This is a genomic window from Streptomyces sp. NPDC043878 (assembly GCF_056435735.1).
On sequence record NZ_JBWKDW010000010.1, the window covers coordinates 177,099 to 189,835 of the forward strand.

Sequence of the window (12,737 nt, forward strand, 5' to 3'; positions counted from 1 at the left end):
CGAAACGACGTCGATGGGAGGATGCCCCCAACCGGCCCCCTCTTCGTGTGGGACGGGTCTCTTTACCGTCGTGGTATCGCCGGGGCTACCCCCCCGGCGCCGGACCGGCCGGCGGGGTCCCGCCGGCCGAGGGTCCACTTCTGGTTGGCGCCGCCCGTGCACGTCCACAGCTGCAGCCGGGTGGCGTTGGCCGGGTTGTTGCCGCTCACGTCGAGGCACTTGTCGGCCTGCGGGTTGACGATGTCGTGTGCGGCGCTGACGGACCACCTCTGGTTCGGCCCGCCCGTGCAGTCCCACAGCTGGACGGTCGTGCCGTCGGCGGTGCCACCGCCGGTGACGTCCAGGCACTTGCCGAGGGCCCGCGGGGTGCCGTCCGAGCCGGCGGTCCACTGCTGCGCGGGAGTGCCGTTGCAGTCGTAGAGCTGTACCGGTGTGCCGTTGGCCGGGTCGGCCCCGGCCACGTCCACGCACGTGCCGGACAGTCCCCTGATCGGCGCGCCGGTGGCCGTGTCGGCGGTGGTGACCGACACCGGCTCCACGACGAGTTGCCGGGGGAAGGCCGTGGACCCGTCCGGGTCGCCCGGCCAGTAGCGCCCACCGCGAGGTTCATGATCAGGAAGAACGGCTTGTCGAACCCCCAGGTACGGCCGCCCAGGTCGGCCGGGGTCCGGCGCTGGTGGACGGTGCCGTACACCGTCCAGGTGATCGAGCCGGGCGCCCAGTCGACCGCGAAGGTGTGGAAGGCGCCGGCGAAGGGCCGGCCGCCGGGCAGGGAGTAGCCCGCGCCGATGCCGCCGGAGCCGGAGTGGCCGGGGCCGTGCAGCGTGCCGTGGACCGTCGAGGGCTCGAAGCCGACGTTCTCCATGACGTCGATCCCGCCCGGGTCGGGCCGGCCGACCTGTCCGATGTCGTCGCCCAGCATCCGGTCGCTCCCCGGCGGTCACACCTCGGCGGTCACGCCTTGCGCCGGCGGGCGTGCACCGCCCGGCTCAGCCGGCGGCCCAGGAGGAGGTAGCCGATCAGGGCACCGGTGGTGTTCAGGATGACGTCGTCGACGTCGAAGGCGCGCCCGGTGATCAGCGCACCCTGCGCGAACTCCACCAGCAGCATCACGATCGCGGTCAGCAGAAGCACCTTCAGGATGCTGCGCGTCCGCGGCGCCACGATCGGCACCAGGACGCCGAACGGCACGCCCAGCAGCAGGTTTCCGCCGATCTGCTTCATCGCGTCCCGCATCGCGGGCTGGTCCAGATAGGCCCGCAGGGAACTGCCCGGGTGCAGGTTGGTGTGCGTCAGCGCCACCGACGCGGGGGAGGGCTCCAGGGTCAGTCGCGCCAGGACCACGGCGAACGCCACCATCACGGCGAACGCCGCGAGCATCGCCAGCATCCGCAGCGGCCAGGGGAGCGGGCGCCGTTCCGGCTCAGGCTTGGGCGTCGGCTGCGACTTCCGCGGCGGACGCCCGGTTCCGGCGGCGCGTGTCCGCAAAGCCGTTCTCGCGCGTGAGGCTGCCCAGGCCATGTGTCCTCCAGTCGCCAACTTCCCTGTGTCCACGCCGCTTACCCCCGAACGCGCCGACGATGCCGCCGGATTCGGCCGGGTGCGGAGCGCCGGCGCCCACCCCGGGACGGGCGCTGTCGGCGGGGCTCCCCGCCGGGTCCGCCCGCGGGGTTCACGGGCGGGGCCGCCGCCGTACACCGCGACGGGCATCCGGCCGGGGGCGGCGGCGGGCGCCGTCAGGTACGGACGCCGCACGCGAGCGGCCCGGCACCATGCCGGTGCCGGGCCTGCCGAGCCCCCGTCGCGCGCGCCGCGGGTCGGTCACGCGCCGAAGGTCACGTGCACCTCCTTGAAGCCGAGGGAGCGCAGCAGACCCTGCAGCATGCCGGTGGTGTTCTTCTCGGCACGGGTGGTCAGACCGCTCTCCTTGGCCGCGTCGCCGATGTGCCGTACGGCGAGCTTCTGCACCGCCTGCTCGCCGTTCGGGTTGTCGGAGAACAGGTCGCCGAGCCGGTTCAGCAGGCCGCGCTGCTTGGAGACCGCGTAGGAGCGGTCGGGGTCCAGCGCGGGCTTGCCGAGCGCCGCGTGCGGCAGCCGCAGGGTGGCCTTGGTGCGGTCCTTGTCGACCGTCACGTCGTTGTCGCCGACCTTCCCGAGGTCGACATAGGCGTCGACGGTGCCCGCCCCGACGTACAGGGTGCGGGAGCCGCGGATCGCGTCGGGCAGGTACTTGGTGTCCTTCTCCAGGTCCACGACGACCTGGAAGTTGCCGGAGGCGGCGTCGTAACGGCTGATGTCCTGAATGGACTGGAGCAGTGCCGGACCCGAACGGTCGTGGGTCTCGGTGCCGAACAGGTCCTTGAGGCCAGGGAGCACGCTCAGCCGGATACCGGCGAAGAACACGACAAGCACCAGCACGACGGCACTCACCGCCTTCGCCCAGCCGGGCATGCCTCTGGACACGCGCCTGATGGGAGTCGTCATGGCGACGGCCCTCCTTCCTACAGACCACATGCCCCTCAAATCCCGCGTCAGACCGTGCTGTTGGCCGAATGCCGCTCGGGACGGAGGCAGGCGGGGCGCACGGACGCGAGGAGGACCCCGTTCCGGTGCGCCGGAACGGGCCCGGGAACGACCGGGCGACCCGGGGGCCGCCGGACAGGGCGCGCGGGCCCTCGGCCCTCACCCGTGGCGGGCCGCGGCCGGGGCAGGGCCGTAGCATGAGCCCGGCAGCCGGAAATGATCACGCGAGGAGCGGATCGTGCGAGACATCGCCGTGTTCAGCGGGAGCGCCCACCCCGAGCTCGCCCAGGAGGTCTGCGCGCATCTCGGAGTGCCGCTCAGCCCCACCCGGGTCAGCCGGTTCGCCAACGACTGCCTGGAGGTACAGCTCCAGGCCAACTGCCGGGAACGGGACGTCTTCCTGATCCAGCCGCTGGTCAGGCCCGTCCAGGAGCACCTCGTCGAGCTGCTGCTGATGTGCGACGCGGCGCGCGGGGCGTCGGCGGGCCGGATCTCCGTGGTGATGCCGCACTACTCCTACGCCCGCTCCGACAAGAAGGACGAGCCCCGCATCTCCCTCGGCGGCCGGCTCGTCGCGGACCTCCTGGTGGCGGCCGGGGCGAGCCGTGTCCTCGCCATGACCCTGCACTCCCCGCAGGTGCACGGCTTCTTCTCGGTACCGGTCGACCACCTGCACGCGCTGCGCGAGCTGACCGCGCACTTCCGCCGCTACGACCTCTCGCGCACCACCGTCGTCTCGCCGGACCTCGGCAACGCCAAGGAGGCCGCCGCGTTCGCGCGGATGATCGGCGCGCAGGTGGCCGCCGGCGCCAAGCAGCGGTTCGCGGACGACCGGGTGAGCATCAACGCGGTCATCGGCGAGGTCACCGGCCGTGACGTCATCGTGCTGGACGACGAGATCGCCAAGGGCAGCACGGTCCTGGAGCTGCTGGAGCGGCTGCGGGAACTGGGGCCGCGGTCGATCCGGGTGGCGTGCACGCACGGGCTGTTCGCGGCGGGCGCCCTCAAGCGGATCGGCGAGCAGCCCGACGTGCTGGAGATCGTCTGCACCAACACCGTGCCGGTTCCCGAGGAGGAGCGGACGGACAAGCTGCGCATCCTGTCCATCGCCCCGGCGCTGGCCGAGGCGGTACGGCGCATCCACAACGGCGAGTCGGTCAGCGCCCTCTTCGACGCGCCGCGCAGCCACTAGTGCCGCGAGGGCCGGTCACAGGGAGCCGGAGGCCGCCTCGGGCCGGTCCAGGGCGGACTCCAGGGTCGGATGCGGGGGCAGCAGCCTGGCCAGACCGGTGGCCCGCATGACCCGCAGGGTGAGCGGGTGGGTGCAGACGACGTACAGCTGTCCGTCGCGGTCCAGGACCCGGCTTCGGGCGCGGTAGAGCAGGCGCAGGCCCGAGCAGTCGAAGAACTCGACCCCGCGCAGGTCGATCACGATCCGGGACTCCGGGCGGGCGGTCACCCGGTCGAGGTGCGGGATGATCTCCACGGCCGCGGCGATGTCGATCTCGCCGCGGAGTTCCAGGACGGTGTGTCCCCGGTCCCGGCGGACACGCAGATGCCGACTGAGCGCCGCGGGTTCCTGCTGCACGACGACGTCCCTTCGAACCGGCTCCCAGAGCGGTGGGGTTGCATCACCGGGGCCTGGCTGACATCGCGCGGCGCGCGTGCGGACGCAGACGTGTCATGGGGCCCCGCGTGAGCGCAATTCCGTTCCCCGCCCTGCAAGTTACCCTCGATGGACCGTATTTGAGCATGTTCGATTGACATATGTCTGTGAATTGCGCATGACCGCGATCTACGACAGGGCGTGCCACGCCCTGGAGAGCGCCTGGCGCAACTGCTCGGTCTGGTGCGGCGTGAGCTCCCGGACCATCCGTTCCTCCAGCTCGCGGACCGGCCCGGCGTGCCGGGCGAGCAGCTCGCGGCCCGTCTCGGTCAGCAGGATCAGCAGCTCGCGCCGGTTGCGCGGATTGCGTTCCCGGCGGACCAGGCCGCGGCCCTCCAGGGACCGGACGAGGTCGGCGATGGACTGGGCGGTGACGAACGAGTCGCGGGCCAGCTGGGCGGCCGAGAGTCCGTCGTGCCGCTCCAGGACGGTGAGCGCGGTGTACTGCAGCGCGGTGATGCCCGAGGGTCTGACCAGCTCGTCCAGGTGGGATCGCACGACCAGCTCCACCTGTTTCACCATGTAGAGAAGCGACGGGTGCGTCTTCGTTGTCTGCGTGCCGGCCATGGGTTCACCCTAGAGCATTGACAGGAAACCTGTCGTTAATGAGACTGCGCAGCAGACGATGAACCAACAGGAATCCTGTTGGTTGAAATCTTGGCAATGACGCTGAGGAGTGGTGATGACCACCTTCGAGATCGAACCCGGCCGGCTGTTCGTCGCAGGACGGTGGCGCGAGGCGGCCGACGGAGCGCGCACCGAGGTGATCGACCCGTCCCGTGGCACGGTCCTCACCACCGTCGCCGAGGCCGGGGCCGCCGACGTGGACGCGGCCGTACGCGCCGCCCGCGAGGCGTTCGACTCCGGTGAGTGGTCCGGACTCAGCGGCCGCGAGCGCGGCCGGGTGCTGCACCGCGTCGCCGAACTGATCCGTGAGCACGCCGACGACCTCGCCGCACTGGAGAGCCTGGACGTCGGCAAGCCGATCTCGCTGTGCCGCGCCGTCGACATCACGAACGCCGCCAACGACTACGAGCACTTCGCCGCGCTCGCCCACTCCCTGCACGGCGCGAACCGCGACACCCCGCTCGGCGCCCTCGCCTACACCCGGCGCGAGCCGCTCGGAGTGGTGGCCGCGATCACCCCGTTCAACTTCCCGCTGATCCTGGCCGGCTCCAAACTCGCCCCGGCGCTCGCCGCAGGCAACACGGTCGTCCACAAGCCCGCCGACGAGACGCCCCTCAGTGCGCTGTACATGGCGGGTCTGCTCCAGCGGGCCGGGGTCCCCGACGGGGTCGTCAACGTCGTCACCGGCACCGGCCCGGTGGCCGGCGAGGCGCTGCTGCGCCACCCCGGGGTCGACAAGATCGCCTTCACCGGTTCCACCGCGGTCGGCCGGCACGCCGCGAGCGTCGCCGGCGAGGCCCTCAAGCCCGTCACCATGGAGCTCGGCGGCAACGCGGCCCACCTCGTGTTCGAGGACGCCGACCTGGAGAAGGCGGTCGGCGCGATCATCAAGGGCTTCGTGTTCAACACCGGCCAGTTCTGCATGGGCGGTCCGCGGCTGCTCGTGGCGCGCCCGGTGTACGGCACCCTGCTGGGGATCCTCGCCGACGCCGTCCCCGGGGTGCCGGTCGGCGACCCCCGGCTGCCCGGAACCGTCGTAGGCCCGATGGCGGGGGAGCGGCATCTGCGGAAGGTCGAGGAGTACGTCGAACTGGCCCGCAAGGACGGCGGCCGGATCGTCTGCGGCGGCGAGCGCCTCGACCTCGACGGCGGCTACTACTACAAGCCCACCGTCATCGCCGACCTGCCCAACGACTCCCGGGTCGTCCAGGAGGAGGTCTTCGGACCGGTCCTGACCGTGCAGCCCTTCGACTCCGAGGACGAGGCCGTCTCGCTGGCCAACTCCACGCCGTACGGCCTCGCTTCGGGCATCCAGACCACCAACCTCGCCCGCGCCCACCGCATCGCGGAGCGGCTGCGGGCGGGCATCGTGTGGATCAACGACTGGGCGATGCTCGACCCCGCCGTCCCCTTCGGCGGGGTCAAGGACTCCGGCTTCGGCCGTGAGTACGGGCCCGAGGCGCTCGCCGGCTACACCCAGGTCAAGTCCGTCGTCGTCTCGCTCGGCTGAGCGCGCCCACCTAGTCGCAGGGGAGTTCCACGATGTCCCTCACCACCCGCGCCGCCGTCGTCGAGTCAGGCGGAGCGCCCTTCACCCTCTCCGACGTACAACTGGAGGAGCCCGGTCCGCGCGAGGCGCTCGTCCGGATGGTCGCCGCCGGCCTGTGCCACACAGACCTGGGCGTGGCGGGGGGCGGACTGCCCTTCCCGCTGCCCGGAGTCCTCGGCCACGAGGGGGCGGGCGTCGTCCAGGCGGTCGGTTCCGCCGTCACCGGCGTCGTCCCCGGCGACCACGTCGTGCTGTCCTTCACCTCGTGCGGGGAGTGCCGCAACTGCCGGGGCGGCCACCCGGCGTACTGCGCGACCTGGCTGCCGCTGAACCTGATCGGTGGCCGCCGCGCCGACGGCACCAGCACCATCAGCCGGGACGGCGAGCCGCTCGGCGGCCACTTCTTCGGCCAGTCCTCGTTCGCCGAACGGGCCCTGGTGGACGAGCGCAGCCTCGTCCCCGTCGACCGGGACGTGCCGCTGGAGTCGATCGCCCCGCTGGGCTGCGGTGTGCAGACCGGGGCCGGCGCCGTGTGGAACGTGCTGGAGCCCGCCATCGGCAGCACCGTCGTCGTCCTGGGCGCCGGCGCGGTCGGCCTCTGCGCGGTGATGGCCGCCGCCCTCACCCCGGCCACCCGGATCATCGCCGTGGACCGGGTGGGGGAGCGGCTGGCGCTGGCCAGGGAACTCGGAGCCACCCACACCGTCGACGCCGGCGCCGCCGACCTCGGTGAGGCGATCGCCCTGCTGACGGACGGTCGGGGCGCCGACGGAGTCGTGGAGACCACGGGCAGCGCCGCCGTGCTGCGCCAGGGCGTCGACGCGCTCGCCGCCCGCGGCACCCTGGTCGTCGTGGGCGCCCCGCCCTTCGGCACCGAGGTCTCCCTGGACGTCAACGGGCTGCTCGGCGGCAAGCGGATCGTCGGCCTCACCCTCGGCGACAGCGAGACGCGGACCGTCATCCCCGCCCTGGTCCGGATGGTCAAGGACGGGCGGCTGCCGCTGCACCGCCTGATCAGGCACTATCCGTTCGCGGACATCGACCGGGCGGTGAGCGACATGAGCACGGGCAAGACCGTCAAACCCGTGCTCACCTTCTGACCGGACCCGGTCAGTCGACCACCAGGACCAGCTTGCCCGTGGTCCGGCCGGTGTCGCCCAGCGCGTGCGCCTCGGCGGCATCGGCCAGCGGGAACGTGCCGGCGATCTCGGCGCGCAGCTTCCCCGCCTCGACCAGTTCGGAGATCGCCCCCAGGCCGGTCCGGGAGGCGTCCACCAGCATCCGCACGGCCCGCACGCCCAGCCGCTCGGCCTCCTGGTGGAACTCGTCCGAACCGACCGGAAGGATCGAGACGACGATCCCGCCGGGGCGCAGCACGCGCAGCGAGCGCGTGGAGTGCTCGCCGCCGATCGTGTCGAGGACGACGTCGACGTCCTTCACGGCCTCGGTGAAGTCGGTCTCCCGGTAGTCGATGGTCTCGTCCGCGCCGATCCTCCGCAGGAAGTCGTGCTTGCCCGCGCTCGCGGTGCCGATCACGTACGCGCCCCGCGCCTTGGCGATCTGCACGGCCACGTGCCCGACCCCGCCGGCCGCCGCGTGGACCAGCACCCGCTGTCCCGGCCGCAGGTCGGCCGTCTCGACCAGGGCCTGCCACGCGGTCAGTGAGACCAGCGGCAGCGCGCCGGCCTGGACGTGGTCGATCCCGGCGGGCTTCGGCGCGAAGGCGCGGGCGGGCGCGGAGACGTACTCGGCGTGGGAGCCGTGCCCGAACGGGTAGGGCAGCATGCCGAAGACCTCGTCGCCGGGCGCGAACCGGGCGACGCCGATGCCCACGGCCTCGACCACGCCGGACACGTCCCAGCCGAGGACGAACGGCGGCTCGCCGAGGAAGCCCCCGGTGGCCCGGTGCTTCCAGTCGGTGGGGTTGACGCCGGCCGCCCTGACCCGCACCAGTACCTCGTTCGGCCGCGGCGAGGGGCGCTCCACCTCGACCACGTCGAGGACCTCGGGGCCGCCGAGGGTGTGCTGGCTGATGACTCGCATGGTGTTCACAGTGCTCATGGCGACCAGCCTGCCGGTGACGTCCCGGCGAGGAAATGGCAGAATTGCCAACCTTCGATATGATCGTGCCATGCAGCGGGTGGAACGAGTGGTGGTCCTGGCGCTGGACGGCGTCTATCCCTTCGAACTGGGCATCCCCAGCCGGATCCTCGGCGCCGCCGACGGCCGGTACGAGGTGCTCACGTGCAGCGTCGACGGGCAGCCGGTGCGCAGCAACGCGGACTTCGGCATCACCGTCGAGCACGGGCCCGAGGCGCTGGCCACCGCGGACACGGTGGTGATCGCGCCGGTCTCGCCCGCGAAGGTGACCGCCGACCTGCCGGACGAGGTCGCGGCGGCCCTCGCGCACATCCGCCCCGACGCCCGGATCGTCTCCATCTGCACCGGCGCCTTCGTCCTGGCGGCCGTGGGACTGCTCGACGGCCATCGCGCGACCACCCACTGGCAGGTCGCCGACCTCTTCCGGGACATGTACCCGCGGGTCGCGCTCGACCCGGACGTCCTGTTCGTCGACGACGGCCGCGTCCTGACCTCGGCCGGCGCCGCCTCCGGTGTCGACGTCTGCCTGCACCTGGTGCGCAAGGACCACGGCAGCGAGCTGGCCAACAAGGTCGCCCGCCGCTGTGTCGTCCCGCCCTTCCGCGACGGCGGACAGGCGCAGTACATCGAACAGCCGGTGCCCGAGCAGGGCGCGGCCACCACCGCCGCGACCCGCGCCTGGGCCCTTGGCCGCCTCGGGGAACCGCTGACGCTGACCGACCTCGCCGCGCACGCGCGGATGAGCCTGCGGACCTTCGCCCGCCGCTTCCACGACGAGGTCGGCCTCAGTCCCGGCCGCTGGCTGATCCAGCAGCGGGTCGTCCGGGCCCGCCACCTGCTGGAGTCCAGCGACCTGTCCGTGGACCAGATCGCCGGCCGGGTGGGGTTCGCGACCGGCGCCTCCCTGCGCCAGCACCTGCACGCGTCCATCGGGGTGTCACCGCAGGCGTACCGGCGTACGTTCCGGGCGGCGGTCCGCTGATCGGCGAACGTGTCGCCGCCCCGCCGCGTCGAAGGACCGGAAGGCTGACGGCGGACAGGGGTGGGTATGCGCAGAGGACTCGCGGTGGCGGCGGTACTGACGGCGATGACGGCCGTGGGGTGTGCCGGCGGGGGGACCGGCCCTCTCGTGGAGGGAACGCCGCCCGCCACGCCGTACGGCGGTCCGCTGTACGTGGCCTCCCGGAACCTCGACCAGGACAGCGCGCGTGCCGTCCGGCTGTCGGCGGGCGCCGCGGGCCGGGCCCTGGAGTGCGACGGGGAGATCTACTCCGGAGGCGCGGGCGGCGAATGGGGCGCGGGCGACGGCGGTAGGACACCGGAGGAGGGGCTGACGGCGTACTTCGACATGGACGGGCCGGAGGTTCCGCGCCACGGCTACCGCGTGGAGCGCGGGGAGGCGGGGCGGGTCCTGTTCTCCTACGACGTCGACGGCAGGACCAAGGTCGCCGTCGTCGTCGCCAAGGACCGTACGAACGCGCCCGGTTGGGGGCCGGAGAGCAGTGCCTCCTGCGACCCGGCGGAGCTGCCGGCGAGCTTCACCGAGGGCCTGGACCTGGAGATCTGGACCGACGCGGCCGGGCACCGGGTTCCCACCACGACGCTGAGCGGTTACGCCGGCGCGGAGCACTGCGGCTGGCGGAGCGCCCGCTTCCTGGCCATGGGGCGGGGCAAAGGCGTCCGACAGTACGTCCGTGATCCCGAGGGGGTGCTGGAGAGCGACAGCCTCACCGGCGCGTACGTCGGGAAGGCCCGGCTGCCCGGCGACGCCCACGACACCGGATACCGCCTCGGCGAGCGGCAGTTGTGGCTCACGGACGACAGGTCGACGGCGTACGTGCGCACGCCCGGCGGTGTGGAGGCCTGGCCGCGGGCGAAGCGGTTCGTCGCCTGCATGTGAGAACCCGCTCACGGGAGGGCCTCGTTCACCGGCTCGTGTGCAGCGTGACCAGCAACTGCCAGACCTGGTCGGCGATTTCCGCGGGGTCGGCTTCGAGAAGCCCGTGCAGCCAGTCGGCCAGCACCCCGGCGAAGGTGGCCGCGACGGCGGAGGCGACCAGCGGGGCGTCCGCCGCGCCCGCCAGTTCCCGCTCGCGCAGACTGTAGGCGCGCAGATCCCGGTGCAGCACCCGGCCGAGCGGGCCGCCCCCGCCCGGGCTCAACAGCGCGCGGTACAGCCCGGCGTGTGGGGTGAGCGAGGCGAAGAACTCCGGCAGCGCGGGCGGCGCGTGCACCGGATCGGGCCGGCCGCGCCAGGCGTGCAGCGCCTCCACCGCCTCTCGTACGACGTCCGCGCAGGCGTCGACCGCCAGCGCCTCCAGGTCGGGATAGTGCAGGTAGAACGTGGCCCGGCCGACTCCGGCGCGGCGCACGAGCGCGGCGACGCCGACCTCGCCGAGGGGCCGCTCGGCGCATTCCTCCAGGAGGGCCCGGCGCAACCTCGCCCGGGTGCGCGCGGCCCGCGGGTCCCGGGGCCCGCCGTCGTTCACCGGGCGGCGAGGACGGCGGCCAGGGCGAGCGCGCCGGGCAGTGCCTGGGCGAACAGGATGCGCCGGTTGGCCGTGGCTGCGCCGAACACTCCGGCCACCACGACGCAGCACAGGAAGAACACCTGGACGCGGAAGCCGGTGGGGTCGGCGGCGATCAGCCCCCACACCAGGCCGGCCGCGAGGAAGCCGTTGTAGAGGCCCTGGTTGGCGGCCATCGGGGCGGTGGCCCGCGCCAGCTCGGGGTCGAAGCCGTGCAGCCCCCGGCCGGGCTTCCTCTGCCACAGGAACATCTCCATCACCAGGATGTAGACGTGCAGGGCGGCCACCAGGCCCACCAGGACGTTCGCGACTGTTTCCATACCGGGCCGGCTCCTCGCACTCACATGGACAGGTGTCCAGCATACATGGACAGGTGTCCAGAACCTGCCCGTCCGGTGCGCGCGGGCGGCCGGCCGACGGGGCCCCGCGCACCTCCGGACGCGGCCGCCGCCGACTGAATCGGCGTTGCCGGGATATCCGAGGGGGCAGGGCGCGGGGCACGAACGCCCCGCGCGCCGACCCTTCGGAGGAGACATGGCACTGGTGAAAGCGGGGGTGGTCGTGCTCGACTGTTCCGAGCCCGAGAAGCTCGCCGTGTTCTACAAGGAGCTGCTGGAGGCCGAGCAGACGCACGAGAGTGCCAACCGCGTGGAGATCAGGGCAGGGGACGGGACCCGGCTGGCGTTCCGCCGCGACGTGAACGCGACGCCGCCGAGCTGGCCCCGTCCGGAGAACTCCCTCCAGGCCCATCTGGACTTCCTGGTCGAGGACCTGGACGAGGCGGAGCGCCGGGTGGTCGGTCTCGGCGGACGCCCGCTGGAAACCAAGGACGCGTCGGGGCCCTTCGAGGAGCGCGGTTACGCCGACCCGGCGGGCCACTCCTTCACCCTGCGCCTCACCCCGTCGACCGCCCCGAAACAGGGCTGAGTCAGTCGCGGCCGCCCTTGTCGGTGGCCGGCCAGACACCGGTGGACCGCTCGATGGCCTTCGCGCCCGTGCGGTCCACCGCACTGCGCACCATGGCGAACAGGGCGCCCTGGACGGCCGCGGCCAGCAGGATCTCCCCCCAGCCGCGGTCCTGGTCCAGCGCGTCGGGCGCGTTGTCCTCGTGCCGGATCGCCTTCCACGTCTTCTGGAAGGCGAGACCGGCGAGGGTACCGCTCGTCCAGCCCAGCACGAACCCGAGGGGCTTGTAGGCGAGCGGAAGCTTCTTCTTCTTGTTCTTGGCCACGTGTGTCTCCTTGTCTCGATGGGTGCCGCGTGCGGTGCGCCGCGGCTCGGAGCCTGCCCCGGGCCGGGATCCTTTCCCCGGCGCGGACCGGCGGCGACGTCCCGTCACCGAAGGGACGGCCGCCTGGTTCCGCACGGTGACGCGGGGTCGGCCGGAGGGATCCGGCGGATTCGGCCGGCCGGAGGGATCCGGATGCACGCCGTTGTCGGCGTCCTCACGGATGCCCGCCATCACCTCGGGGATCTCGCCCCGCGGCGCCGGCGGGTACAGGCCCGGTGCTCCTTCCCGGTGCGGGGCCGTCCATTCGGTGGCGAGGCAGAGGGTGACGCGCGGGCAGCCGTGGGTGACGGCGTTCCCTCCCGCAGGAGCCGCTGCCGTCCTCCGCGCCGCCCATCGCCGCCTCCCTGTCGTGTCCCCGCCGTATCCCTGACGTCCGTCCGTCCCGGCCGTACGTCCCTGGTGGACGCGTTCCCCGAAATCAGCCGACGGCACGGTGTGAGTCGCGGCGGCCGG

General features: G+C 72.8%; 14 protein-coding genes and 1 pseudogene. 6 read left to right on the forward strand and 9 right to left on the reverse strand.

Annotated elements, in window-relative coordinates; translation table 11 throughout:
- Positions 1 to 125 precede the first annotated feature (125 nt).
- The 3 genes and pseudogenes from AC07AZ_RS16440 to AC07AZ_RS16450 all read right to left on the reverse strand — a co-directional run.
- Positions 126 to 922, reverse strand: a pseudogene (locus AC07AZ_RS16440) (ricin-type beta-trefoil lectin domain protein); the annotation flags it as partial.
- 32 nt (positions 923 to 954) lie between these two features.
- Positions 955 to 1,521: a VanZ family protein gene (locus AC07AZ_RS16445; RefSeq protein WP_478848130.1), complete on the reverse strand. Its 567-nt coding sequence runs from the start codon at positions 1,519 to 1,521 to the stop codon at positions 955 to 957.
- Between the two features lie 300 nt (positions 1,522 to 1,821).
- Positions 1,822 to 2,484: a DUF4230 domain-containing protein gene (locus AC07AZ_RS16450; RefSeq protein WP_478848132.1), complete on the reverse strand. Its 663-nt coding sequence runs from the start codon at positions 2,482 to 2,484 to the stop codon at positions 1,822 to 1,824.
- Between the two features lie 277 nt (positions 2,485 to 2,761).
- Between AC07AZ_RS16450 and AC07AZ_RS16455 the strand changes: the two genes are divergently transcribed.
- Positions 2,762 to 3,715: a ribose-phosphate diphosphokinase gene (locus tag AC07AZ_RS16455; protein WP_478848134.1), complete on the forward strand. Its 954-nt coding sequence runs from the start codon at positions 2,762 to 2,764 to the stop codon at positions 3,713 to 3,715.
- A gap of 15 nt (positions 3,716 to 3,730) precedes the next feature.
- On the opposite strand, the gene AC07AZ_RS16460 is transcribed toward AC07AZ_RS16455, so the two are convergent.
- Positions 3,731 to 4,111, reverse strand: coding sequence for an anti-sigma factor antagonist (locus tag AC07AZ_RS16460; protein ID WP_478848136.1), 381 nt, complete (start codon positions 4,109 to 4,111; stop codon positions 3,731 to 3,733).
- Positions 4,112 to 4,318: 207 nt separating this feature from the next.
- A complete protein-coding gene (locus tag AC07AZ_RS16465) occupies positions 4,319 to 4,756 on the reverse strand; it encodes a MarR family winged helix-turn-helix transcriptional regulator (RefSeq protein WP_478848138.1) in 438 nt (145 codons plus the stop codon).
- Between the two features lie 115 nt (positions 4,757 to 4,871).
- On the opposite strand from AC07AZ_RS16465, the gene AC07AZ_RS16470 reads away from it, so the two are divergent.
- Both AC07AZ_RS16470 and AC07AZ_RS16475 read left to right on the forward strand, forming a co-directional pair.
- Positions 4,872 to 6,326 carry an aldehyde dehydrogenase family protein gene (locus tag AC07AZ_RS16470; protein WP_478848140.1) on the forward strand — a complete coding sequence of 485 codons (1,455 nt, stop codon included), beginning with the start codon at positions 4,872 to 4,874 and terminating at the stop codon, positions 6,324 to 6,326.
- A 32-nt stretch (positions 6,327 to 6,358) separates the two neighbouring features.
- The gene (locus AC07AZ_RS16475) at positions 6,359 to 7,465 is read left to right on the forward strand and encodes an NAD(P)-dependent alcohol dehydrogenase (protein WP_478848142.1); all 1,107 of its coding nucleotides are present in this window, start codon (positions 6,359 to 6,361) and stop codon (positions 7,463 to 7,465) included.
- Between the two features lie 10 nt (positions 7,466 to 7,475).
- Here the strand turns inward: AC07AZ_RS16475 and AC07AZ_RS16480 are convergent, their stop codons facing one another.
- Positions 7,476 to 8,426, reverse strand: a complete 951-nt coding sequence (locus AC07AZ_RS16480) for an NADP-dependent oxidoreductase (protein WP_478848144.1) — start codon at positions 8,424 to 8,426, stop codon at positions 7,476 to 7,478.
- Positions 8,427 to 8,496: 70 nt separating this feature from the next.
- On the opposite strand from AC07AZ_RS16480, the gene AC07AZ_RS16485 reads away from it, so the two are divergent.
- Together AC07AZ_RS16485 and AC07AZ_RS16490 are read left to right on the forward strand one after the other, a co-directional pair.
- Positions 8,497 to 9,447, forward strand: coding sequence for a GlxA family transcriptional regulator (locus AC07AZ_RS16485; protein WP_478848146.1), 951 nt, complete (start codon positions 8,497 to 8,499; stop codon positions 9,445 to 9,447).
- A gap of 66 nt (positions 9,448 to 9,513) precedes the next feature.
- A complete protein-coding gene (locus AC07AZ_RS16490; protein WP_478848148.1) occupies positions 9,514 to 10,365 on the forward strand; it encodes a hypothetical protein in 852 nt (283 codons plus the stop codon).
- 25 nt (positions 10,366 to 10,390) lie between these two features.
- Here the strand turns inward: AC07AZ_RS16490 and AC07AZ_RS16495 are convergent, their stop codons facing one another.
- Both AC07AZ_RS16495 and AC07AZ_RS16500 read right to left on the reverse strand, forming a co-directional pair.
- Entirely contained in the window at positions 10,391 to 10,954 is a 564-nt protein-coding gene (locus AC07AZ_RS16495; RefSeq protein WP_478848149.1) for a TetR/AcrR family transcriptional regulator, read from the reverse strand.
- Entirely contained in the window at positions 10,951 to 11,313 is a 363-nt protein-coding gene (locus AC07AZ_RS16500) for a DUF1304 domain-containing protein (protein ID WP_478848151.1), read from the reverse strand. Before AC07AZ_RS16500 ends, AC07AZ_RS16495 begins: the two co-directional genes overlap by 4 nt.
- Positions 11,314 to 11,527: 214 nt before the next feature.
- Here AC07AZ_RS16500 and AC07AZ_RS16505 point away from each other — a divergent pair, with 214 nt between their 5' ends.
- Entirely contained in the window at positions 11,528 to 11,920 is a 393-nt protein-coding gene (locus tag AC07AZ_RS16505) for a VOC family protein (protein WP_478848153.1), read from the forward strand.
- Between the two features lies 1 nt (position 11,921).
- Here AC07AZ_RS16505 and AC07AZ_RS16510 read toward each other — a convergent pair whose 3' ends face one another.
- On the reverse strand, positions 11,922 to 12,224 hold the full coding sequence (locus tag AC07AZ_RS16510; RefSeq protein WP_478848155.1) for a DUF4235 domain-containing protein: 303 nt from the start codon (positions 12,222 to 12,224) through the stop codon (positions 11,922 to 11,924).
- Positions 12,225 to 12,737 lie beyond the last annotated feature (513 nt).

Excerpts from the sequence above, each read along its gene's own strand:
- AC07AZ_RS16505 (WP_478848153.1), top strand. The coding sequence starts at position 11,528 with ATGGCACTGGTGAAAGCGGGGGTGGTCGTGCTCGACTGTTCCGAGCCC.
- AC07AZ_RS16480 (WP_478848144.1), bottom strand. The coding sequence starts at position 8,426 with ATGAGCACTGTGAACACCATGCGAGTCATCAGCCAGCACACCCTCGGC.
- AC07AZ_RS16445 (WP_478848130.1), bottom strand. The coding sequence starts at position 1,521 with ATGGCCTGGGCAGCCTCACGCGCGAGAACGGCTTTGCGGACACGCGCC.
- AC07AZ_RS16490 (WP_478848148.1), top strand. The coding sequence starts at position 9,514 with ATGCGCAGAGGACTCGCGGTGGCGGCGGTACTGACGGCGATGACGGCC.
- AC07AZ_RS16465 (WP_478848138.1), bottom strand. The coding sequence starts at position 4,756 with ATGGCCGGCACGCAGACAACGAAGACGCACCCGTCGCTTCTCTACATG.
- AC07AZ_RS16485 (WP_478848146.1), top strand. The coding sequence starts at position 8,497 with ATGCAGCGGGTGGAACGAGTGGTGGTCCTGGCGCTGGACGGCGTCTAT.
- AC07AZ_RS16475 (WP_478848142.1), top strand. The coding sequence starts at position 6,359 with ATGTCCCTCACCACCCGCGCCGCCGTCGTCGAGTCAGGCGGAGCGCCC.
- AC07AZ_RS16450 (WP_478848132.1), bottom strand. The coding sequence starts at position 2,484 with ATGACGACTCCCATCAGGCGCGTGTCCAGAGGCATGCCCGGCTGGGCG.
- AC07AZ_RS16500 (WP_478848151.1), bottom strand. The coding sequence starts at position 11,313 with ATGGAAACAGTCGCGAACGTCCTGGTGGGCCTGGTGGCCGCCCTGCAC.
- AC07AZ_RS16470 (WP_478848140.1), top strand. The coding sequence starts at position 4,872 with ATGACCACCTTCGAGATCGAACCCGGCCGGCTGTTCGTCGCAGGACGG.